Source organism: Mucilaginibacter limnophilus (genome assembly GCF_004005815.1).
GTDB classification, from domain to species: domain Bacteria; phylum Bacteroidota; class Bacteroidia; order Sphingobacteriales; family Sphingobacteriaceae; genus Mucilaginibacter; species Mucilaginibacter limnophilus.
Genome location: NZ_SACK01000006.1, coordinates 205703 through 227587, shown reverse-complemented (window position 1 = coordinate 227587; position 21885 = coordinate 205703). Strand labels below are relative to the sequence as shown.

The 21885-nt window shown below is 42.0% G+C and carries 19 protein-coding genes; 8 read left to right on the top strand and 11 right to left on the bottom strand.

The window, feature by feature from the left end; translation table 11 throughout:
- Positions 1-27: 27 nt before the first annotated feature.
- Genes mreC through rodA form a run of 4 tightly spaced genes read left to right on the top strand, consistent with a single transcriptional unit; the run spans position 28 to position 4610 of the window.
- Complete coding sequence (gene mreC / locus EOD41_RS14465) at positions 28-864, top strand: rod shape-determining protein MreC (protein WP_127706147.1); 837 nt, start codon at positions 28-30, stop codon at positions 862-864.
- A complete protein-coding gene (mreD, locus tag EOD41_RS14460; protein ID WP_127706145.1) occupies positions 857-1372 on the top strand; it encodes a rod shape-determining protein MreD in 516 nt (171 codons plus the stop codon). Before mreC ends, mreD begins: the two co-directional genes overlap by 8 nt.
- The gene (gene mrdA / locus EOD41_RS14455; RefSeq protein WP_127706143.1) at positions 1373-3355 is read left to right on the top strand and encodes a penicillin-binding protein 2; all 1983 of its coding nucleotides are present in this window, start codon (positions 1373-1375) and stop codon (positions 3353-3355) included.
- Positions 3348-4610: a rod shape-determining protein RodA gene (gene rodA / locus EOD41_RS14450; protein ID WP_127706141.1), complete on the top strand. Its 1263-nt coding sequence runs from the start codon at positions 3348-3350 to the stop codon at positions 4608-4610. The genes mrdA and rodA overlap by 8 nt, the downstream gene beginning before the upstream one ends.
- Here the strand turns inward: rodA and EOD41_RS14445 are convergent.
- Complete coding sequence (locus EOD41_RS14445) at positions 4607-5788, bottom strand: hypothetical protein (protein ID WP_127706139.1); 1182 nt, start codon at positions 5786-5788, stop codon at positions 4607-4609. The two genes, rodA and EOD41_RS14445, sit on opposite strands and share 4 nt — an antisense overlap.
- 68 nt (positions 5789-5856) lie before the next feature.
- On the opposite strand from EOD41_RS14445, the gene EOD41_RS14440 reads away from it, so the two are divergent.
- Entirely contained in the window at positions 5857-6429 is a 573-nt protein-coding gene (locus EOD41_RS14440; RefSeq protein ID WP_127706137.1) for a thymidine kinase, read from the top strand.
- Positions 6430-6557: 128 nt separating this feature from the next.
- The gene (locus tag EOD41_RS14435; protein WP_127706135.1) at positions 6558-6926 is read left to right on the top strand and encodes a response regulator; all 369 of its coding nucleotides are present in this window, start codon (positions 6558-6560) and stop codon (positions 6924-6926) included.
- Here EOD41_RS14435 and EOD41_RS14430 read toward each other — a convergent pair.
- The 5 genes from EOD41_RS14430 to EOD41_RS14410 all read right to left on the bottom strand — a co-directional run bounded on the left by EOD41_RS14430 (position 6923) and on the right by EOD41_RS14410 (position 12366).
- A complete protein-coding gene (locus tag EOD41_RS14430) occupies positions 6923-9280 on the bottom strand; it encodes an NACHT domain-containing protein (protein WP_127706133.1) in 2358 nt (785 codons plus the stop codon). The genes EOD41_RS14435 and EOD41_RS14430 overlap by 4 nt on opposite strands.
- A 575-nt stretch (positions 9281-9855) precedes the next feature.
- On the bottom strand, positions 9856-10527 hold the full coding sequence (locus tag EOD41_RS14425) for a response regulator transcription factor (protein WP_127706131.1): 672 nt from the start codon (positions 10525-10527) through the stop codon (positions 9856-9858).
- A 5-nt stretch (positions 10528-10532) separates the two neighbouring features.
- Positions 10533-11333, bottom strand: a complete 801-nt coding sequence (locus EOD41_RS14420) for a sensor histidine kinase (protein WP_127706129.1) — start codon at positions 11331-11333, stop codon at positions 10533-10535.
- Positions 11321-11944 (bottom strand): hypothetical protein, encoded by a 624-nt coding sequence (locus EOD41_RS14415; protein ID WP_127706127.1) that lies wholly within the window; start codon positions 11942-11944, stop codon positions 11321-11323. The genes EOD41_RS14420 and EOD41_RS14415 overlap by 13 nt, the downstream gene beginning before the upstream one ends.
- 65 nt (positions 11945-12009) lie before the next feature.
- The gene (locus EOD41_RS14410) at positions 12010-12366 is read right to left on the bottom strand and encodes a hypothetical protein (RefSeq protein WP_127706125.1); all 357 of its coding nucleotides are present in this window, start codon (positions 12364-12366) and stop codon (positions 12010-12012) included.
- A gap of 332 nt (positions 12367-12698) precedes the next feature.
- Here EOD41_RS14410 and EOD41_RS14405 point away from each other — a divergent pair, with 332 nt between their 5' ends.
- Complete coding sequence (locus tag EOD41_RS14405; RefSeq protein WP_164849940.1) at positions 12699-13388, top strand: DUF3575 domain-containing protein; 690 nt, start codon at positions 12699-12701, stop codon at positions 13386-13388.
- Between the two features lie 199 nt (positions 13389-13587).
- The gene (locus EOD41_RS14400) at positions 13588-15150 is read left to right on the top strand and encodes a PAS domain S-box protein (RefSeq protein ID WP_127706121.1); all 1563 of its coding nucleotides are present in this window, start codon (positions 13588-13590) and stop codon (positions 15148-15150) included.
- Between the two features lie 55 nt (positions 15151-15205).
- Here EOD41_RS14400 and EOD41_RS14395 read toward each other — a convergent pair whose 3' ends face one another.
- From EOD41_RS14395 to EOD41_RS14375, 5 genes are all read right to left on the bottom strand, one after another.
- Complete coding sequence (locus EOD41_RS14395; RefSeq protein WP_127706119.1) at positions 15206-16486, bottom strand: glycoside hydrolase family 71/99-like protein; 1281 nt, start codon at positions 16484-16486, stop codon at positions 15206-15208.
- Positions 16487-16508: 22 nt separating this feature from the next.
- The gene (locus tag EOD41_RS14390; protein ID WP_205780566.1) at positions 16509-17384 is read right to left on the bottom strand and encodes a 3-keto-disaccharide hydrolase; all 876 of its coding nucleotides are present in this window, start codon (positions 17382-17384) and stop codon (positions 16509-16511) included.
- A gap of 11 nt (positions 17385-17395) precedes the next feature.
- On the bottom strand, positions 17396-19675 hold the full coding sequence (locus tag EOD41_RS14385; RefSeq protein ID WP_127706117.1) for a GH92 family glycosyl hydrolase: 2280 nt from the start codon (positions 19673-19675) through the stop codon (positions 17396-17398).
- Between the two features lie 66 nt (positions 19676-19741).
- The gene (locus tag EOD41_RS14380; RefSeq protein WP_205780565.1) at positions 19742-20746 is read right to left on the bottom strand and encodes a family 43 glycosylhydrolase; all 1005 of its coding nucleotides are present in this window, start codon (positions 20744-20746) and stop codon (positions 19742-19744) included.
- A gap of 91 nt (positions 20747-20837) precedes the next feature.
- Positions 20838-21833: a family 43 glycosylhydrolase gene (locus EOD41_RS14375; protein ID WP_127706114.1), complete on the bottom strand. Its 996-nt coding sequence runs from the start codon at positions 21831-21833 to the stop codon at positions 20838-20840.
- Positions 21834-21885: the final 52 nt, after the last annotated feature.

Genomic DNA, 21885 nt, shown 5'->3' with positions numbered 1-21885 from the left:
GATTCTTGACTCTAAATTCTAATACAAATGCGTAACCTTCTGATATTTATCACAAAGTATAGCGCATTTTTTTTGTTCCTGATATTTGAGGCAATAGCGCTTTACATCTTTATTAACTACAATAATTTTCAGAAGGCATCCTTTATTAATACCGCGAATGAAGTTACCGGTAATATGTACCGCCGGGTTAATAATATCAACGATTACCTGTCGCTGAAAGAGATTAACGACAGCCTGGCAAAAGAGAACGCCCGTTTACGCAATCAGTTAAAATCGTCTCAATACGTCGATACAACAGGCAAGGGTAGCGTTGTTGATACCATTTACAAACAGCAGTATTCATATATCGAAGCTCGCGTGATAAACAACTCGGTAAATCACCGCATGAACTACATCACCCTGAACAAGGGTAGCCATGACGGTATTGCTAAAGATATGGGTGTGGTTAGCGATGCCGGAGTAGTGGGGATTGTGGTGCAAACTTCTCAGCACTTTTCCATTGTACGTTCACTGTTGCATAAAGACACGCGCATAAGCGCTATGCTGGCAGCATCAAAAGAAGGCGGGTCATTTATGTGGGCCGAAGATATGGATCCGCGTAAAGGTTTACTGTATGATGTGGCTAACGATGCCCAGCCCCGCTTAGGCGACCTGGTGGTGACCGATCAGCACTCGCTTTTCCCAATTGGTATCCCATTAGGGAAAGTAAGCAACCTGAAGCCAAAAACCGGAGGCTTTTTCCTGAATATGGAAGTACGCCTCGCGGTTGATTTCAGTAAATTGGAGTATGTATATGTGATAAGCAACAAACTTGCCACTGAACAAACGGGATTGGAGGCCCTGCAAAAAACCGAAGATGAGTAGAATCCTTTTCGCCAATTTTGTGCGCTTTATAGTGCTGGTGTTCATACAGGCATTTTTGCTGAAGAACATGACGGTGTATGAGCTGTCTACCCCCTACCTTTATATTTTGTTTGTAATGTTGCTGCCCTTTGAAACACCTAACATCGTGCTGTTTCCATTGGCATTTTTAATAGGCTTGTGTGTGGATGCTTTTTATGATACACCGGGTTTACACGCCGCTTCTACCGTTTTACTGGCATTTGTAAGGGTATTGTTTGTTAACGTAACTGTACAAAAAGAAGGCCTGGACACTGACCCTCAGCCCACTTTGGCCAGTATGGGTTTCAGATGGTTTTTTACTTATGCCTTAATACTTACGTTGTTCCATCATTTTTTGCTCTTCAACCTCGAAGTTTTTTCGTGGAATGAAATACAATACACCTTAAGCCGTTTCTTGTTAAGCACTGTATTTACAGTATTTTTGATCATAATTTCGGGACTGCTGTTCTTCAGAAGGAAAAAGGCGTAAATGAATAGTTTTTTTGCACGCAGATATGTTATTGCCGGTATTTTTATAACTTTTATAGCTATACTGCTTGCACGTTTATTTTATATTCAAATTGTTGACGACCGCTATTTTTATATCGCCGCCAATAACGTAGTCCGCAAAAATATCCTCTTTCCGGCCCGCGGACCAATACTCGACCGTAACGGAAAAATACTTGTACAAAACGAACCTGTGTATGACCTTATGGTTATACCCAAACAGGTAAAACCATTTGATACGCTTAAGTTTTGCCAGTTGATAGGTATCGACAAAGAAGGCTTTGACAAGCGCTTTGAAAAGGCGAAAAAGTATTCTCCTTACAGGGCATCAATATTTGAAAAACAACTATCAGTAGCGTTTTATCGCTCATTGCAAGAACGCTTATCTGACTTTCCGGGCTTTTTCGGACAGTTACGATCAGTACGCAGTTATCCTGATTCGTCAGCCGCGCAGTTTCTAGGCTACATTAGTGAGGTAAGGGATAAAGATATTGAAAATTCGGGTAGCTATTATCGTCCGGGTGATTACATTGGCGTTACCGGCGTTGAGAAAGCTTACGAAGAGGTGCTTCGCGGGCAGCGGGGCGTGCAAAACCTTATGGTCGACTCACGCAACGTGCCGCAAGGACGCTACGCCAATGGCGCTTATGACACTGCGGCTGTAGCCGGCGAAAGGTTGATATCATCACTGGACAGTAGGATACAAAAGCTTGGCGAAAAGCTGATGCAGAATAAGGTAGGCAGTATAGTAGCTATTGAACCTGCTACGGGCGAAATACTCGCATTTGTAAGCAGCCCTACCTATGATCCAAACATGCTGGTTGGCCGTGAACGCGGCAACCATATGGCTAAGATGTACCAGGATCCGTATAACCCGCTGCTTATTCGTCCTATACAGGCTTATTACCCTCCGGGTTCATCGTTTAAACCATTAGATGGTCTGATCGCACTTCAGGAAGGCATCATCAACCCGCAAACCACCTACTTTTGCCCGCATTATTATATGGCGGGTAACCACCGCGTGGGATGTGAGCACTTTGACGGTGTAACCGATTTACGTAAAGGCATTGCCATGTCATGCAACACTTATTTCTGTAACGTGTTCGACAGGCTAATGAACAGGAATGGCGCAAAAAATACCCGCCAAACATTCATCAACTGGAAAGAAAAAGTAAACAAATTCGGTTTTGGAGTAAAGCTTAATGTTGATTTGCCGAATGAGAAAAAGGGAAACGTACCGGCCCCGGAACGGTATGACAAAATTTTTGGCGAGAACCGCTGGCGTTCGAGTAGTATCATTTCGCTTGCTATTGGTCAGGGTGAGCTGCTGGCTACGCCTTTGCAATTGGCAAATATTGAATGTACTATAGCCAACCATGGTTACTATTACACACCACATCTTATAAAAGCTATCGGCGATAAAAAGATCACAAAAAAAGAATTTACCCAAAGAAATTATGTAGGCATTGATGCCGAATACTTTGAACCGGTAATTGATGGGATGCAGCAGGTGGTTGAAAGCGGAACTGCGGCAAACGCACGTATACCGGGCATCATTATGTGTGGTAAAACAGGTACGGTTCAAAATCCGCATGGTAAAAACCACTCGATATTTGTAGCCTTCGCTCCGCGCGAAAACCCTAAGATTGCCATTGCGGTAGTGGTTGAAAATGCGGGCTATGGTTCATCATGGGCGGCGCCAATTGCCAGCTATATTGTTGAGCAATACCTGCGCGATACTATTAGTAAACCAAAGGCACAGATTGATTACATTTTAAATGCTAATTTGCTGCCGCCGCCTAAGGGAAGCAAACCCAAACTGAAACCCGGCAAGACAGACACACTACAAAAAGCAAAACCCGACAGCATTGTAAAGCCTGAGCTTAAATCGGCATCGGCAAAAAAGAAAAAGAAACCGGATACAGTATATTACGCCAACCAACCAAAACGGAGGGAAGATGAATAATCAACGCGGATTGTTTTATAACGTAGACTGGGTTACTATACTAATTTACCTGGCGCTGTGTACTATTGGATGGTTTAATATACATGCCGCTGTGTTTGATGAAACACACCCAAGCATTGTTGATACAAGTACGAATTACGGTAAGCAGTTTATTTTTATTATGGTATCGTTGTGTATAGCCACGGTTATATTACTGCTCGATTACCGTTTTTTTAGTGCGCTGGCGCCACCTGTTTATATCATTACCGTTTTGTTGCTGATACTGGTGCTGGTGATCGGGCGGAATGTGGGCGGTAACCAGGCCTGGATACCATTAGGCGGCGGTTTCAGGCTTCAGCCAAGTGAGTTTGCCAAATCAACCACGTGCCTTTTGCTGGCGCGATACCTTAGTGGCACAAATGTTAAAATAACCGACAGGGAATCATTTTTTATAGCGGCCGGCATCATCCTTCTGCCTATGATACTTATTATGCTGCAGCCCGACGCAGGTTCAACGCTGGTGTTTTGTTCGCTGATATTTGTTCTGTACCGTGAAGGTTTGTCGCCCTGGTGGCTTATTACTATCGCTGTTAGCGCGACATTATTTATCACTTCGCTATTATATAACCAGTGGATTGTGATTGCCGTATTGGCTGTACTTGCAGGTTTAACTATATTTTTAAACCTGCGCAATCGCAAAATAATGTTGCCCATACTAACCGGGCTTATATTGTGCATCGGCTTTGTACTTGCTGTAAAACCGTTATACAACAATGTACTTAAGCAGCACCAACGCTCACGTATTGATGAATTACTTGGCATCACCACCGACCTGCGCGGAGCGGGTTATAATGTTAACCAATCTAAAATTGCGATAGGTTCAGGGCAGCTTTGGGGAAAAGGCTATTTACAAGGCACACAAACCAAATACTCATTTGTACCCGAGCAAAGCACCGACTTTATTTTTTGTACCATAGGTGAAGAATGGGGTTTTGCCGGCTCTGTTGTAGTATTGGGCCTGTTTTTATTTTTACTACTGCGCATTATCGCTATAGCCGAACGGCAGCACATGGTTTTCTCACGTATTTATGGCTACGGCGTGGCCTCTATACTATTCTTCCATGTGATTATAAATATCGCCATGACTATCGGCCTGATGCCCGTAATAGGCATACCGTTGCCTTTTATCAGCTACGGGGGCTCATCACTGATATCGTTCACCATATTGCTGTTCGTGCTGCTTAAGCTTGACTCGAACCGTACCGGTTACGCTTAAGCATAGCGGCGTTTCAGCAGATCATAAAACTTTTGGGTAGTTGCAGGTTTACTTTGCCAGTTGTTTTTGTTAACGTAGTTAGCATTTAAAAAGCGTTCGGCTTCCTCGAAGCTGTTAAAGCGGTTCAGTATCTCAATAGCCTCGCTGTATGCCAGGTTGTACCCGTTAAACAAATCTTTCACATACAGTAGTTTGTCGTTAAGATTTATGGCCGCTTTAAGGTCACTTATTTTTTGTACCGGTTCAACCTTCTCGTTGTTTTGAGCAGCAATGCGTTGGTGAAGTGTTAACGGCTCTTTCTTTTCCTCGGTTACTGGTTGCGCGTCAAATGGCTTGTATTCTTCGCGTAAAGGCGATAGTTCCGGTTTAAATTCAACGCTTGGCGCAACAGTCTCTTCAGGCTTTTGTGTTTCAGAAATTTCCGGTTCAATAATAGCCTCTTTAAAGGGTTCCGGCGTAAATACCGGCTCTTCGTGCACAGTTTCGGCTACAGGCACCGGCGCTATGGTTTCATCAATAGGCTGTACCTCTTCTTCCTCTATTTCTTCTATGGCATCCAGACTATATAATTCCTGATCGCCTTCTTCGTCCTCATCTTCCCATAGGTCTGCATCATCAATTATCAATTCATGCCTGATGGTTTCGGGCTCTTCTGCAGATGGCTGTTCACTTTTTTCTCCGGTAGCATTATGCGTTTCAACATCCGGTAAATCGCTCGATTGTCCGGTTGTTTCCGCTTCATTGATCTCAGGCTTTAAAGGCGTTGGCTGTAATATCGGCTTTAACTGTTGCACAACCGGCTCAAAAAATTTTTGCTCGTGTACAACAGCGGGCTTTTCAGGGGCGGGTGTTTCTGCAGAAGGTTGCTTTACTTCTTCAACCGGCTCAGGTATTATTATCGGTTCCGGCTCTGCGGGTGTTTCAACAGCCAATGGTATTTCTTTTACCTGTGGTGCCGGCGGAAGTGGCTTTGGCACTTCCTGCTGCTTTTCAGAAGTCTTGTGCAGCTTTAATTTACGTAATATCTCGGCATGATCAGCCAAAAAATGCGAACTTGCTATAAAAAGCTCCAGTTCTACTTCGTCAAATTCGTCAAGGTTTTTAGCAAGATAGTCATATTGTTCGGTAAGTTCCTGTAGTATCGCACCTATCCTTTTAAATACATCCTGTTGCTTCATAGCCGGTTATAATAATACTTATCAAAAGTAACATAAAATTGTGATATTAGTTTCCAATTACACGGCAAATGGTGTTTAACGAGGACATTTTTAAACGGGTTACTGAAACAGGCGGGAGTATTGAAGTGGTGTGCGGATCTATGTTTTCGGGAAAAACAGAAGAACTGATGCGCAGGCTTAACCGTGCACGTATTGCCAAGCTTAGCGTACAAATATTTAAGCCTAAAACCGACATCCGGTATGATGAAAATGCCATAGTTTCCCACAATTCGCAGTCGTTTCCCTGTGTGTCTATTGATAACTCGGCGTCGATATTGCTTTTATATAATGATGAACACGTAGTGGCTATTGACGAGGCCCAGTTTTTTGATGCCGACCTGCCGGAAGTTTGCAACACACTCGCCAATAAAGGCGTAAGGGTTATTATTGCGGGACTTGATATGGATTTCAAGGGCCGCCCGTTCGGGCCGATGCCTGCCCTGATGGCCATTGCCGAATCGGTAACCAAGCTGCATGCCGTGTGTGTACGCTGCGGCAATCCGGCGCTTAACTCGTACAGGCTGATACCCGGCGAAGAAAAGATACTGCTTGGCGAAACCGAAACTTATGAGCCCCGGTGCCGCAGTTGTTACAATAGTTGACATACCGAAATAATCTGCCTCCTGTAAAACAAAACCACCCTATTTGATTGTTATAAGTGATATTGTTGAACCAATCAAGCTAATAATAACCGTTTGCTTCAACACCAACTTAGATCACTAAATTAAAGATGGCTAAAAAGGTATTTGTAATTGAGGATGACAGGGATATACGCGAAACAATTGTATATGTACTGGAAGAAGAAGGTTATGAAGTATTGTCTTCTGAAAATTCTAAACTGCTTAACTCAATAGATACCCAAAAGCCTGATATTATATTACTTGATAACTGGTTAAGCGACTGGAAAAGCGACGCTAACGGCCAGCAAATTAGCAAACAACTTAAAACCAACCCGGCAACCAGCCATATACCGGTGATTATTATTTCGGCGGTAAGTAACGTAAAAGAAATAGCCGAAGCCGGGCAGGCCGACGGCTATTTAATGAAACCTTTTGACGTGGTTGAACTTACCGAAATTGTAAAGCGCTTTACAACTTAAGCACGCCTGATAGCTGCTTTTACCTGTTCGGCATCACTTAAAAATATTTCGGCTTGCAACCCGCATTGGCGCAATGTTTTGGTTAGTTCGTTATATACTTTTTTCTCAAACTCATATTGCCCTGCAAATTGTGCACGGTGTTTTAGCAAGAAAGTAAAGCTATAAGCTTTGGACACATTGAAGCCGGCTTCTTCGGCAAGTTTTATGTAACTACCAATTTGCCTGGCCAGTTCCTGATGGTTTTGAATATATAGGCTTGCCATCACTTTCAGGCTCATGAAAAAAAGGCGCATTATCACTGTATATCCCTGCGCGTATTTGTCAAAAGCAAGCATTGCCGTTAAATAAATTTCGAGTGCTTTTTTAACGTTACCCAATACAAAATAACGGTCGGCCTTAATTATGCGCATAAACAAACCATAGTTTGACGTAATGTCATCTGTTTTTTGATAATGCTTTTCAAGCGTATTTATAAAGCGGATGCCCTTATGTGGATTGTCAGAAATAATACAGCAATACGCTGCCAAAATAAAAATCACATCGTTAACCGGCGTAACCTTTAAGTGCTTAGGTGGTGGCGGGTTAAAATAAAAGTTAGTTATATCAGCTAAAAATTCCTTTTTCAGAATACCATATTTCAAATAATAAAATATACCATCAATACAGGTAAGCGGGTTAATCGGGAACCTTATATAGTCGGTGTTACCAAATCCCTTTAATTTATTTACACATTCTTCAAGCAAGCTTACATCAAGCTTTATCATAGCTATCATGGCAATGCTTGTATAAGCCATTATACGCTGCTTGTTAGTTAATTCAAATTTTAGCACAATACGTAGTGTTTTTTCATACTCAGGCTTTAAAAGCTCAACGCCTAAAAAGCTATCAAACAATTCACGTAATGTGCTTTGCTTGGCGTATGATTTAACGGAGTCTTTATGGCCAGGCTCAAAACATTCCCGGTTAAACAATTCGGCTATAAAGGCAAATAAATCCGCTCTTTCCTGTGTACTCAGTATTACATCATGTAAAGCCCTGAATCCTTCATCCTGATCACTTTTTATAGCATAGATTAAAATCCATTTCAATACCGGCAGCTTTTTACCATCATGTGCAAAAAGCCGGTTAAGGTTATCAACCAGTTGTCGGTTGAATGAGTAATTATTGTTGTATAATAAGTTTTTAGCAATGATATAATCTAAAAAGTCTTCATTGCTAAATTGTATATATGAGTTAAAATCGATATCTGAGCTTTCATTCAGCTCACGTAAAAAACCTATACTTAACAATTCATTGTAAGCCTGATTATACTGCCTTAGTAAATGATTTATTTTTAATTTGTTTACCTTATATACCCGGTTTTTAAAATCCATCTCGCTAACCAGTTCTTTAAGTAATAATATTTTTTCTGTTGAGTGGTTACCCAGATAAACTTTGTTAAGGATAAAATTCGATATCAGGTCATAAATACAAATGTTATCAATGTTACTGAATGAAAAACAGTCTTTATGGCCTTTATAGTAAAACTGAAAATATAATGGGTGGCTAAATTTGTCAATTAAATTTGTGTCAATACTTATTTTTAATAATGGATTAATTTTAAAGCAAAGCTCTTTTATTTCTGCAGCACTGAACAACGGAACGTTTAATGTTGAGTTGTTATCAGTCGTAAAACCTAAAAACCATTTCCCGGGCATTGTTTCAAAATCATGTCTATAGTTTATCCATGATGCCTGCCGCATGGTAACTATCAACTTAAACCATTGTTTCGACTGGTAAAGCGCGAAAATATCCGTAAGTTGGCTTAACAGCATCCGGTATTGTTCGGGCTTAAACATATGCTCGTCAAAACCGTCAATCACAAGGAAAAATCGTTTCGACTTATTAAAATCTTCATTAAGAAGCGAAGCAATATCATCGTCGGTTGAGTATCCTAATAAACCCAAAAACCACTCGTTAATATCACGACCGCTTAAGAATACATTTATCAGCGCACTGCTGCTAAAAAACAAAATAACGTCGTCGGTTTCGTTTTTTGCGTTTAGTTCGAGCCGCTGTTCTATCCAATGACAAAGACCGATTGTTTTACCATATCCGGCCGGTGCTGACAAAAGGGTGGCAGAGTATTCTCCGTTCAAAAAAGTCTCCAAATGATTGTTTATAAAACTCCTGCTGATAGTTTGTGAGTAAGGTATACCAGCCCTGTTTTTTAGTGCCTGCAGCGTAAAGCTTGTTATTTTATGTGCATTTACCTTCAGTTTATCCCAACCTAATGTTGCAACTGTACTTTCTTGCTTTTTCCCATGTTTATTGCAAAAGTCGTCCCATCCATTGTAACCGCAATAATGCGACATAACGTCGATGGTAAAAAAAGACGGTTTAAATTTACTATAAGCAAATCCGAACACCCTTTTTAAGGTTGTTTCGCTAATGCGCTGACGCGTTTTATTTAATATAAGTGCAGATATTGTTTTGCAGTCGCAAGGAGTAATATGTGTAATGCCGGCAACGGATAAAACACAATTTTTTAATTCTTCAAAATGATGCGGTAAAAAGATCCCCATATATATTATTAACAGGTAAATACAATAAATTAAAAAGTGAAATTATATCATAATAATTAACAATTAATTTAAAATAAAATACGTCCACTTTGCTGTCAAAGATTTACAACATTGTGGAATGAATAAAATGAATAAATTAAAATCGTAGGTTTATGATTTACGTATGTTGTACGTGACTTTTCTCTAATAAGTTCTATAATATACTAACCGGTTATTTTAGCATATTACTATATACATAATTAATATAGGGTACAGTTTTCTAAAATTGGCTTTTTAAAACAAAAACTAATGTAATTACATTTCCAATGACAATTGCAGGTAATTATACTTGATTGTTAGCCGCGTATTTTTACCTGTTACAATTGTTAAAACATAGTATTGAACAATTTATGCTTTACAGCAAACAGGACTATACCTGCCGTATTTCGACAACCTATCTTTTGTATCAGGTTATTACGATGTCCTTCTACAGTACGTACACTTAAATAAAGTTCTTTGGCTATTTCTGCATTACTGTATTCTTTACATATCAATTTCAACAACTGCAATTCACGATCAGTTAAATTAACGGGCAGGTTATTGATCGTTTTATTTGCCGAAAATTTGTGCCGTCCGCTGTTTTGAATAGCTTGTAACACACTGATATTAAAGTAAAAGCCTGCGATATAGACACTCCTAATACTCATGATTAGCTCATGCATATCACAATTTTTTGCAAGATATCCTACTGCGCCTGCATCTATCATTTGAGTTATAAGCCGCTCGTGCATGTGAACCGAAAGCACCATAACCTTTATATTCGGATATTGCTTATGCAATATGTCATTCAGCTCTATTCCGTTCATTCCGCCGGGCATGTCCATATCAATAATCGCCACATCTATATCAGCTGGCAATGTTTTTAATCTCTCAAGAAAAGCTTCAGCGCTGTTTGCTTCCGCTGCAAGTTCAAAATCATCAACTGATTTTATCAGTAATGCCAAGCTTTGGCGAAAAAGGTTCTGATCGTCAACTATTGCTATACGTATTTTCTGCATAAAACTTAAGTATTTCGCAAAATCTGGTAACTTATATTTAAGCTAAAGCCTTTGCCGGGGGCAGTTATTATTTCATATCCGGCATTGATGTTATTTAGCCGGCTTTCAATATTTTGCAGCCCCATACCTTTTTTTGCAGTGAAATTGGGCTCCATACCTTTTCCGTTGTCCCGATACTCAAGTATAAGAGTATCTTCTTTTTCAGAGAATTTAATACTTGTCTCTGTTGCTTCAGCATGCTTTATTGTGTTGTTCAACAATTCTTCAAGTACCCGGTAAAAAGCCGTGGCTGATGATACATTAAGTTTACTAATAGCCGAAACGGTATCGTCAATAAGAAAAGCGCGTAATTTGCCCGATTGATTTATAATGTTGCAATGTTCTTCTACTGCCGTCGTAAGGCCATAATAATTCAATGTAGTTGGCGAAAGATTGTGAGATATACTGCGTACATCCTTAATTACCTTATCAATAATCTCTTTTGTTGAAGAAACAAAATTGTTGTGACTTAGGGCATCAGGTGTTGGTTTAGACATTTCAATGATTAGCCGAAGGCTTGAAAGCGCCGTGCCAACATCATCGTGCAAATCGCGGCCAACCCGTTTGCGTTCAGCTTCCTGCGACTCTATAACGGCGCTTAGTAATTCTTTCTGATGTGCAATTTCTGCCTTTTGTGCAGCCTGTCGCTGTTTTAGCAGCTTATTTTGTCCGCGTACGTTTAAGGCTATAAATGTTAGCACCATAAAAAAAACGGTGACCATCCCACCTAATATCAATACATAAATATTAGGTGTTATGCCTTGCATTTTTTAAAACCTATAACAAACAAAACATACATGGTTATAAGCGCTGTGTTATGTATGGCAAACGTAATGTTAGCTATTTCGTATGTTATTAACGCGAACGTTATATACATCATCAGCGCGGTTGAATAATATAGCAGGAAACCGGTATTTATCCAGTTTAAACTGTTACTGCCCCAACTTGCATCGATATCTACAGCATTTTGCCTGTAAACATATATCATGGCATATACCAGCACAATAATGGCATTAAGGGTTACTGTATAAGTATTAAATTGATGATGCGTTTGTATATAAAGTACATTGGTTACGGCAAACACAGAGAATAAAAAAGTAATTATATAAATGGCCCTTGATAAGTTTCCCTTGAACACAACAGCGTAAAAACTTGAAATCAAAGCTACCCATCCAATGGATCCAACAGCAAACGGAATAACCGATGTTTTATGCAACACCCTTACCATGTAGATATTTGTCCCATTTGAAAATGCCGAATACAAAACATAATAAAATATTATCTTTTGAGCTGTACCCAAGTATTTATAGTAAACAAGCCCTGCAATTATAGGAAGCAATACACTTAACGGTGAAACGTACCTAACAAAAATCTCCACTTAATAAAGTTTGCTATAAAGATTATAATTTAAGGCAACACTTTATTGCAAAATGTAAGAATTTATCAATTTAATGGGCTATTTAATGCACATACGGGTGGGCATGCATCTGTGTTATCATATACATTACTTTTAGAATTATCTGCTGGTTGGTTTATAATATCTTCATTACCTATAACCGGTACCATCACCAGTTTAGCCGAACTTACTTCATCTGCATTTTCTAAAGCAATATAGGCCCTGATGCCCTCGGCATTCTCATTATATAAAAGCATATTTTTAATGCATTCAATGGGTATTGTAAATGCCAGTATGTTAAAGGCCTGATTTGAAGAAGCAATAAATTCACGCCAGTTGGCTGTCCATTGTGAAGCAATATCAACCGGTATGCTGCCGGGAGGATCGTTTGGTAATGTGCTCATATATATTAAGGTGTTAGTTGCTATTTAAGTCGCCTGAACCGGTATAAATTTCAATCAAAGAACAGGCATTTTGTCTAAATATAGCCTCAACACGTCAGAAACGCGGTTTTTTGTAATTAATGAACAGAATGAACAACAACTATTTGTTGTTAAATTAACTATTTAACTAATGGTTTTTGGGTATTTTTCATTTAATTATTGTACTCCATAACTGCAAGTTATACTTTTAACCAATTATAAATTCTAACCACCGTATCATGACAAATCAATTCAGGAAGCTCTGCACAATAATGGTGTTATCAGCTATGTGCATATTGCTTGTAAACCCAGTTATGGCGCAAACCGATGGCGAAGCTAAAAGCTTAGTTAAGTGGAATGTGCTTGGCCTTGCCTCAAAAAATATTTCTTTTCAGTATGAACGCGCCGTAGGCAAAAAAATATCTGTAGCGCTTAACCTTGGCATAACACCCAAATCAGGGCTGCCTTTTAAAAGCACCATTGAAGATATTGCCGACGATGATGAGGTATCAAGGCAGATAGGCGGTCTTAAAACAGGCAGCTTCTCCATAACTCCCGAGGTACGTTTTTACATGGGCAACAGCGCCCTCAAAGGCTTTTACCTGGCTCCCTATGTGCGTTATACAACTAACTCGTATGAGCTGCCTTACAAATTTGACAGTATAGACTCTGGCGATGGCTCAACCTTTGAAAGATCCATTTTTGCTGATGGTAATACAAAGGTTTTTACCGGCGGCCTGATGTTTGGCTCGCAGCACAAGTTGGGTGGCATGTTTTACTTAAACTGGTGGCTGGGAGCGGGTATAGGTTCCATAAGCGGCAAGGTAACCGGTACCGCCTCGCTTAATGAACAGGAGCAACAGGAAATCCGCGACCAGCTAAATGATATTGATGTGCCATTAATTGATCTGGAATCACAGGTTAATAATAACGGTGTCCGCATAGATGTTAGCGGTACCGGCATTAGTGCACGTTTAGGCTTGGCTATAGGCATACGCTTTTAAAGAGCGCATCATTACAAAAAGCCGGCAATGTCCGGCTTTTTTTGTGGGTGTTGACGTCAACAGGGTAAACACTTGTCAACATCGTCAACACCTGTCAACACCGTCAACACCCTGGTCATTTTGTTCATTTTTAAATATATTTAACTATTAATAGAATTTTACTTAGGGTTTTATATCTTAACGTAATTTTACTGACCCTGTGAGTACTGATACCATACTAACCAAAAGCATTGATGAAAAGCTTTTCCGGCTGCTTGTTGCCAGCGTTAAAGACTGTTCCATTTTTCTTATCGACCCCAATGGCTATATTCTAAGCTGGAACCAGGGTGCCGAACACATAAAAGGTTATCGTGCTGAAGAGGTTATTGGTAAAAACATCTCTATTTTTTACCTGAAAAACGACAGCGAAAAATTGCATTTACGCAATAACCTCAATCAGGCTTTACGTAAAGGAACGTATGAATGTGAGGGATGGCGTGTGCGTAAAGATGGCTCGATGTTTTGGGCTCATGTAGTATTTACGACTATTTATAATGATGCCGGCCATCTTATTGGCTTTGCCAAAGTAACCCGCGATATAACCGAGCAAAAACGTAATGAGGAAAGGAAAGCTGAAATAAACGCCGAGCTTGAGCGCCGCGTACGCGAAAACACCGAAAAGATAATTGCCAATGAGCTGCGCTTTCGTAAACTGATTGAGAACAGTTACGAGGGAATCACCCTGCTTAACGAGAACCTGCAGGTATGTTACCGCAGCAGCTCGTCGGAAAGGATAAATGGCTGGGAACAAACCGAGAATCTGGATAGTCACGCCGAAGAGCTTATCCATCCGGAAGATATGCCTTTTATGAGAACGCTGTTTGATCAGGTAAAAAACAATCCGGTTGAACCGTTTATAATTACCTTTCGCATGCTGCATAAACAAGGACATTATATATGGGTTGAAGGCGTGTTTACCAATATGCTGCACGATGAAAACATCCATGCTATAGTTTGCAACTTTAGAGACATTACCGAAAAGAAACAGGCGCAGATAGAACGTGATAAAATTACTGTCGACCTGGTGCAGCGCAATAAAGACCTGGAGCAATTCACCTACATTGTATCGCATAATCTGCGGGCGCCTGTGGCTAACATATCCGGATTAACGAGTTTGCTTCGCGATACCGACGCTGCCGACCCCGACCAGCCGGCTACCCTTGAAGCGCTTGCCCTATCAGTAAAAAACCTTGATAATGTAATACTCGACCTGAACCATGTTTTGCAGGTAAGCAGCGAAGCCAATGATAAAATAGAAGAAGTATCGTTACCCAAGCTTGTTGAAGAAATTAAGCTTGGCATACAGTCAATGATACAAAAAAACGAAGCTTCAATTGTATATGATTTTGGCGCCTTTGAACAGCTTTTCACGTTAAAGGGTTACCTGCACAGCATATTTCAAAATCTTATAGTTAACAGTATTAAATACCGTATGCCTGACATTCCGCCGGTTATCACTATCAATAGCGAATTAAAAGACGGGATGGTTTATATTCACTTTAATGATAACGGACGCGGTATCGACCTGTGCCGTTATGCGCATCATTTGTTTGGTCTGTATAAACGTTTCGATCAAAGTGTTGAAGGCAAAGGGATGGGATTGTTTATGGTAAAAATGCAAACAGAGCGTCTCGGAGGCAACATTAATGCTAAAAGCAAGATAAATGAAGGCACCACATTCACTCTGCAATTTCCGGATACCTTACTGCATGCCCCAAAATAAAAAACCCCGCGAAAATGGTTCCGCAGGGCTATGTATAATTTATTAACTGAACCTTTTATGGCATTGGCTTGGTTGGCCGTGTTTGCGTTAACGCTATTTGCCCTTTAAACATTTTAGCGCCATCGCCGGTAAGGCGCAGGTAATAATCTGATGAGCATTTGGTACCGTCTTCATCAAGCGCATATATACCCGAACCTGCAGGCACGTCGGCCTGTGTTTCGGCAGTTTTTGCTATCTGGTTGCCTTCGTTATACTCGTCATACATCGAAATATAAATACCCTGGCAACCTAAGCGTGTCATGTTATAAAACTGGCGCCACATAAAGTCGCCGTGCGCCCGCTGGCGCTCCTGCAGGTCTCCGGGTAATACGCATGGCTGATAATCCATGCCATACCTGCGGCAAAACTCCTGGTCGTCGCGGTTTATATTAGCGTAAAATCCGTCCGACTGGTTGGCGTTGCCAATACGGCCCACCATCCACGGCGATATCATATCCAGCGCTTTATAGGCTTCAATAAAGTTCGCGCGCGAATCACTTTCCTGCTTACGCCAGTTTGTAGGCACGCCGCCAATTACATAGCAGCCCTGGCCTTTAAACCAGTTGATCACATCAATACAGGCAGCAGCGGTAAAATTGTGGTTGTTATCGTTAAAGCCAAAACCCCATATACACACAACAGGCTTGCCGTTTTGTTTAGCATAGGCCGATGATGCAGTATATTGCTTCATTTTATTTGTCCAGTCGGTTTTAAGTTCGGTTTGCATGTTTGTCCAACCGCTTACATCATACATAATGTAAAACTTAACACCATTCTTTTCGGCAGCAATTTTGGTTTTGGCAGCCATGGCATCACGCACCGGGCCTTCCAGTCCGCTTGGGTTAAAGCGTTGCAGCGCGGCGCCGTCAATACCATAGTCTTTCATCCATTTAAACTGCATGTCAATGGTTTGATCGCTAAACGATGAGAAAACTTTAGCAGGCTGGCCATTGCCCAAGTCAGGATAATCTGTAGGAAAGGTCTCGGTATAATCTTTTACATCGGGCCATGATTTAATGGCGTTGTTGGTTGGCGATGGCTTTAGCTCCCATGTGTGCGACCAATGCCAGTACCTGTCAATAGGCGAACCGTCGCCAATGGCAGCAAACCACCCCTGGTAACCTACTATTACCTTCCCCACCACATCTCCCGGAGGAGAATATCCGCCGGGTACTTCGGTATCATCGTCGTCATCATCGGGTGTTGGCGCTGGATTATCTTTTTTCTTGCTCGAACAGCTGCTAATTAAAATGCTTAGTGCAAGCACAGCCGTTGTAATTATATTCCGCTTCTTCATCTATGGTTGTATTGGTTAATATTTAATTAAATACCGGCATCTTATCCAGCTTTTGTATAGATATGTTCCGGTAATATGCTTCGGCCGCTTCTGATTGTATCTGTATCTTACCTTTTTTCAATGTGGTTTCATCACCCGTTTTGGGCGATATGCGCGAATTCTCCAGTATCATTACCACATGCCCGTTAACCACATGCACGCTGGTGGTGCCAAAGCAGTATAATTCAAGCGTATTCCATTCGCCGTGCGGTTTTTCATAATCGGCAATGCGGCGGCAGGTACTGGCCGGTGTGCGGTTCGATGTAAACTGTACCACCGGAGCCGCCGGATCGTATACCCAATCAGGATGTTTGGCGGTGCTGTCTTTTACCCGCGCATGGATGTCCATGCCAACGCCTACCAGCGAATAATAGTCCCCAAAGTCGCCTTCCTGCACCTGAAACTCATGTGCGCGCATCCATACGTTCCAAAACTGGCCATGCGGTTCGGTGGCATGATACAATATGCCGTTATCGCGCTTATCTTTTAAACGGGGTTCGTACTTTTTTTCGCCCCATTTAAACTCAGCCTTAAAGTGATAGTTTTCAAACTCTGTTTTGGTGCTTAACCCGCCATATACCTGTCCTGAAATATGCAATACTGGCTGCCCATCAATCATTTCCACACTGAAAACATGCAGCGGATCATTATTCAAGCCCAGTGGGGTTCCGTTCATGCCATCACCCATCGGCTGATCCTTCAGGTTCAAACTGGTATGCGGCACGCCAATAAACACGTCCCAGTACCGCAGATCTTTGGTAAGCAATGGCAGCCACTTATTGGTTAACTGCTGTGCATTTGCCGGTATATATAGTAATATACTCATGGCGCTTAGCAGTATGAATGATATCTTTTTCAATGTTTCGATATTTATCTTCCTGCTGACGCCTGTTCGGGCGCATTAAAACTACCAGTACCCCATAACTTATTTGGCTTTGGCCCCATTTCCAGTTCAAGCTCGGCACCGTTTACCAGTTGCTCATGCGTGAACCAAGGCGTATCAAGCGTTTTGCCGTTCAGCTTGGCGCTTTGTATGTATTTATTTTGTACCGAACAGTTTTTGGCTGTCAGCTTGAATTGCTTGCCATTTGGCAGATTGATACTAACGCTTGCAAACAACGGACTGCCGATAGTATAAACCGGCACGCCGGGAGTAACCGGGTAAAAGCCCATTGACGAGAATACTACAAACGCCGTCATACCACCGCCGTCTTCATCGCCGGGTATGCCGAAGATGTTGTCTTTAAACCAGACATCAAGCAGCAGGCGTATCTGCCTTTGGGTTTTCCATGGCGAAGCGGTAAAGTTATACAGATAAGGAATGTGGAAGCTTGGCTCGTTGCCCATTGAGTACTGCCCAACTATACCGGTAAAATCCGGAAATTTGGCATGCAGTTCATATTTGCTGCGGCCAATAGGCTCGCGAAACATCTGATCGAGCCTATTCTCAAAGCCTTGTTTACCGCACATCAGGTCGATAAGCGCCGGAATATCATGCTGCACCTGCCACATGTAGGTCCAACCATTGTTTTCGTCGTAATACTCACGTCCACCCATTCCGCCGTCAAACTTAGGGTCGATGTTTATCCATTCGCCTTTATCATCCTTCGGCATAAACAGCATTTGTTTACTGCTCCAAAGGTTTTTGTAATTTTTTGATGAGCGCATGAATTTCTCATAGTCGGCTGATTTGCTCAGCTTTTTAGCGAACTGCGCCACTGCCCAGTCGTCATAGCTTGTACCCAGGGTTACTGCTACTGCCTGACGTTTCTCAAAATTGTCAACCATAGGGTTGGTTTCTTTCTCACCCGGATGCAACGCAGGGAAGTAGCCTTTTTCATGATAAAAATCCTCAAGAGCTCCCTTCGGGCCGTTACGCCATGGCAGCATGGTAGCATCGGTTGAGTTTTTGCGCATGGCCTCATAAGCTTTCAGCGTATCAAAGCCACGCAAGCCTTTATTGTATCCATCCAAAAACATTACCGACGAGTGAAAACCATTCATACACGCATGGTCGCCAAACAGCACCGGGAAGGTTGGCAGCCAGCCGCTTTGCTCATACATTTTTATGTATGAGTTTAATATATCCTGCTCGGTTGAAGGATCGAGTATGGTGCGTAGCGGGTGATGCGCCAGGTAGGTGTCCCACGTCCAGTCGTCAACATAAAAAGTACGCTCGGTAGTGTGTATTTTTTTGTCGAAGCCACTGTAGTACTTACCGTCTTCGGTTATATCAACCGGGCGTTCGTAACAACGGTACAGCGCCGAGTAAAAGCTGCGTTTTTGCGCTTCGGTACCGCCGCTAACATTTATTTGAGAGAACTTTTTGTACCACGCATCTTCTCCGGCTTGTTTAAGCTGATCAAAAGAAACGTTTGTCAACTCGTTCTTAAAATTCTTTTTTGCCTGCTCGGCGCTAACAAATGATATCGCGTAACGGAACTCCACATCATTCGACTGCGCGCCCGAGAAATCAATCCATGCTTTTACGCCATTACCGGCAACAGAAGCATTGTTTGAAATTGCTCCTTTATTTACCGTGCCAAATTTCCCTTTCTGACTGAATACGCCATACAAGTAAACTTTTATGTCGCCGTGATAGGTTTCAACGCCGGTTAACTCATTGGCCGAACTGAACTTGTACTCAGCTTCGCCTCTGTTATACAAATCGAACAGTAAGTTCTTTTCACCCTTTCCCGGAAACTGAAAGCGGTAGATACCTGCCTTTTTACCGGGCACATATTGAACAGTTACTTCATCATCAAGCAGGTAAGTTGAATAATACCACGGGCGGGTAACTTCAAGGTCGTGATCCCAGGTTAGCTGGTGCCGGTAGCTTTCGGCAGATATTTTTTGTATGGATGGCTTCAAGGCGAATGCCTCACCCAGGCGGTGCGAAACCACAATAAGCGGAAAACTGCTGATCTGGTCGTCAAGATAATCTTTACGCACAGGATACATCCGCATCATTTGGTTGGGTAACTGTACGGTAGGGCGCGTAGGCTCAAGCAGTTGCCCCACGTTACCAACCTGAGGGTCAATATATTTCAGGTTGCCCCTGCCCTCATTTTGAGCGATAGTCTGAAAATATGTTCCGCACACCATTAAGGAAAGCAACACCAGTGTACGGGTTTTGGGTAGTTTAATCATATAGGCTTTATAAAATCAGTATTACTACTGAACTCTTGTTTATTTTTTTCTTTGTTTTCAACGTTCTTAATTCACGTTATTGGTTTGTATCACTTTTCTGATACTGCCGTCGGCATTGTAGCGCAGTTCGTCGACACAGATAGAGCGCAGCCAATCGTTATTTGACAGTGAACTGTTATGGTAAAAGGCATACCATTTATCTTTAAATTTTACTATTGAACCATGGTTGGTAAAACTGTCGGTAGGATCGATATATACGCCGCCGTCTTTCCATGGCCCCAGCGGATTGTTGCTGGTGGCATAACGCATACGGTTGTCTTTGCCGGCTTCGGTATGGTTATCGGCATACGACAGATAGTACACGCCATCCTTTTTATGCACCCACGCCGCTTCGTGAAAGTCAGCAAGACCTTCCATTTTCTTCATTTGGCCGTCAATCTCGGTCATGTTGTCTTTTAGCTTGCCGCCTTTGCAGGTGCCGCCACCACCATAGTAGAAGTAAGCTTTGCCATCGTCGTCAACAAAAACACATGGGTCAATCATTGATTCAAGGCCTTCAATGTAACCCTGCACCACAAAATCGCTTGCAGGCTTTTTACTGGTGGCAATACCTATTTTCCAGGTGTTGTTCCAGTCGTCGCCGCTTGGATGTGGGAAGTAGAAGTAGTAGGTACCGTTTTTATAAGCACAATCGGGCGCCCACATAAAACCGCCCTCGGCACGACCCCATGGCACCTGGCTGGCACGCAGTATCTCACCATGATCTGTCCAGTGTTTCATATCATCGGTTGAAAACACATGGTACTGGTCCATCAGGTCGCAGCCGCGAGGCGGTGCAATATCATGCGAAGCATAAACATATAAACGGCCGTCGGCCCATACATGCGCCGATGGATCGGCAGTATAAATGTCGGTAACAAAAGGGTTTTTAAAACTTTGTAACGGCGACTCATCTTCAGGCTTCGCCAGATCAGGGTCGGGTTTTGAAGTTCCTTTTTTTGAGCAGCTACATGCTAAACTTACCAGCAAAGCCAGCAGCAAAGCATTAACCTTGTTTTTGTACATTATCATATTAACAAAATGATTTGTCGTATTTACAGTTTATCCAATTATGCATAATGCTGCCTGCACTTAACCATGTATAGCGGCAACCTGTATTTGATTACTTTTTAATAGCGCCTGTTTGCACTACTTTTTTAATAGTACCGTCGGGGTTATAGTATAATTTATCAACGCATATCGAACGCAGCCAGTCGTGGTTTGAAAGCGCGCTGTTATGATAAAAAGCATACCATTGACCTTTGAATTTCACTATTGAACCGTGGTTGGTAAAGCTATCTGTCGGATCCATGTACACACCCTGCGATTTCCATGGGCCAAGCGGACTCTTGCTGGTAGCGTAGCGCATCTGGTTGTGTTTGCCGTCAACATCATGGTTATCAGAGTATGACAGGTAGTACACACCATCTTTTTTATGTACCCATGATGCTTCGTGAAAATCTTCCAAACCTTCCATGGTTTTCATTTCACCATCAATCTCAACCATGCTATCTTTCAGCTTTCCGCCTTTACAAACACCGCCGCCGCCATAGTAAAAATACGCCTGACCGTCGTCATCAATAAATACCGAAGGATCAATCATTGATTCCAAACCTTTGATATATCCTTGCGATTTAAAGCCACTTGCCGGGTTTTTACTTGTGGCTACGCCGATCTTCCAGGTTTTGTTCCACTCGGTGCCGCTTGGATGCGGGAAGTAGAAATAGTATGTACCATTTTTGTAAGCACAGTCTGGGGCCCACATAAAGCCGCCTTCTGGCCTGCCCCATTCTACCTGGCTTGCACGCAGTATTTCACCATGATCTTTCCAGTGTACCATATCATTGGTTGAAAACACGTGGTATTGGTCCATCAGGTCGCAACCGCGCGGAGGCGCTATATCATGCGAAGCATAAACATACAAACGGCCATCTTTCCATACGTGTGCCGATGGATCGGCAGTGTACATGTGTCGGATAAACGGATTGCCGTTTTCTTTTACTACAGTGTCTTTAGTTTGCGCGGCACAAAAGGTTGATGACAGTGCGCTTATACCCAATACTACGGCCGCTGCTACTTTGCGCGTTTCTGTCTTTTTAAAAAAATCTTTAACGATCATTATTTATACTGTGTTTGTAAAATGCAATGGCAGGTTGATCCTGCCATTGCAT

Bases quoted from the DNA above. Each gene is read 5' to 3' on its own strand.
- EOD41_RS14380 (WP_205780565.1), bottom strand. From the start codon at position 20,746: ATGATAATGTACAAAAACAAGGTTAATGCTTTGCTGCTGGCTTTGCTG.
- EOD41_RS14385 (WP_127706117.1), bottom strand. From the start codon at position 19,675: ATGATTAAACTACCCAAAACCCGTACACTGGTGTTGCTTTCCTTAATG.
- EOD41_RS14430 (WP_127706133.1), bottom strand. From the start codon at position 9,280: ATGTCGCATTATTGCGGTTACAATGGATGGGACGACTTTTGCAATAAA.
- EOD41_RS14420 (WP_127706129.1), bottom strand. From the start codon at position 11,333: ATGCAAGGCATAACACCTAATATTTATGTATTGATATTAGGTGGGATG.
- EOD41_RS14410 (WP_127706125.1), bottom strand. From the start codon at position 12,366: ATGAGCACATTACCAAACGATCCTCCCGGCAGCATACCGGTTGATATT.
- EOD41_RS14435 (WP_127706135.1), top strand. From the start codon at position 6,558: ATGGCTAAAAAGGTATTTGTAATTGAGGATGACAGGGATATACGCGAA.
- EOD41_RS14445 (WP_127706139.1), bottom strand. From the start codon at position 5,788: ATGAAGCAACAGGATGTATTTAAAAGGATAGGTGCGATACTACAGGAA.
- EOD41_RS14395 (WP_127706119.1), bottom strand. From the start codon at position 16,486: ATGAAGAAGCGGAATATAATTACAACGGCTGTGCTTGCACTAAGCATT.
- mreD (WP_127706145.1), top strand. From the start codon at position 857: ATGAGTAGAATCCTTTTCGCCAATTTTGTGCGCTTTATAGTGCTGGTG.
- EOD41_RS14405 (WP_164849940.1), top strand. From the start codon at position 12,699: ATGGCGCAAACCGATGGCGAAGCTAAAAGCTTAGTTAAGTGGAATGTG.
- EOD41_RS14425 (WP_127706131.1), bottom strand. From the start codon at position 10,527: ATGCAGAAAATACGTATAGCAATAGTTGACGATCAGAACCTTTTTCGC.
- mreC (WP_127706147.1), top strand. From the start codon at position 28: ATGCGTAACCTTCTGATATTTATCACAAAGTATAGCGCATTTTTTTTG.
- EOD41_RS14375 (WP_127706114.1), bottom strand. From the start codon at position 21,833: ATGATCGTTAAAGATTTTTTTAAAAAGACAGAAACGCGCAAAGTAGCA.
- mrdA (WP_127706143.1), top strand. From the start codon at position 1,373: ATGAATAGTTTTTTTGCACGCAGATATGTTATTGCCGGTATTTTTATA.
- rodA (WP_127706141.1), top strand. From the start codon at position 3,348: ATGAATAATCAACGCGGATTGTTTTATAACGTAGACTGGGTTACTATA.
- EOD41_RS14440 (WP_127706137.1), top strand. From the start codon at position 5,857: ATGGTGTTTAACGAGGACATTTTTAAACGGGTTACTGAAACAGGCGGG.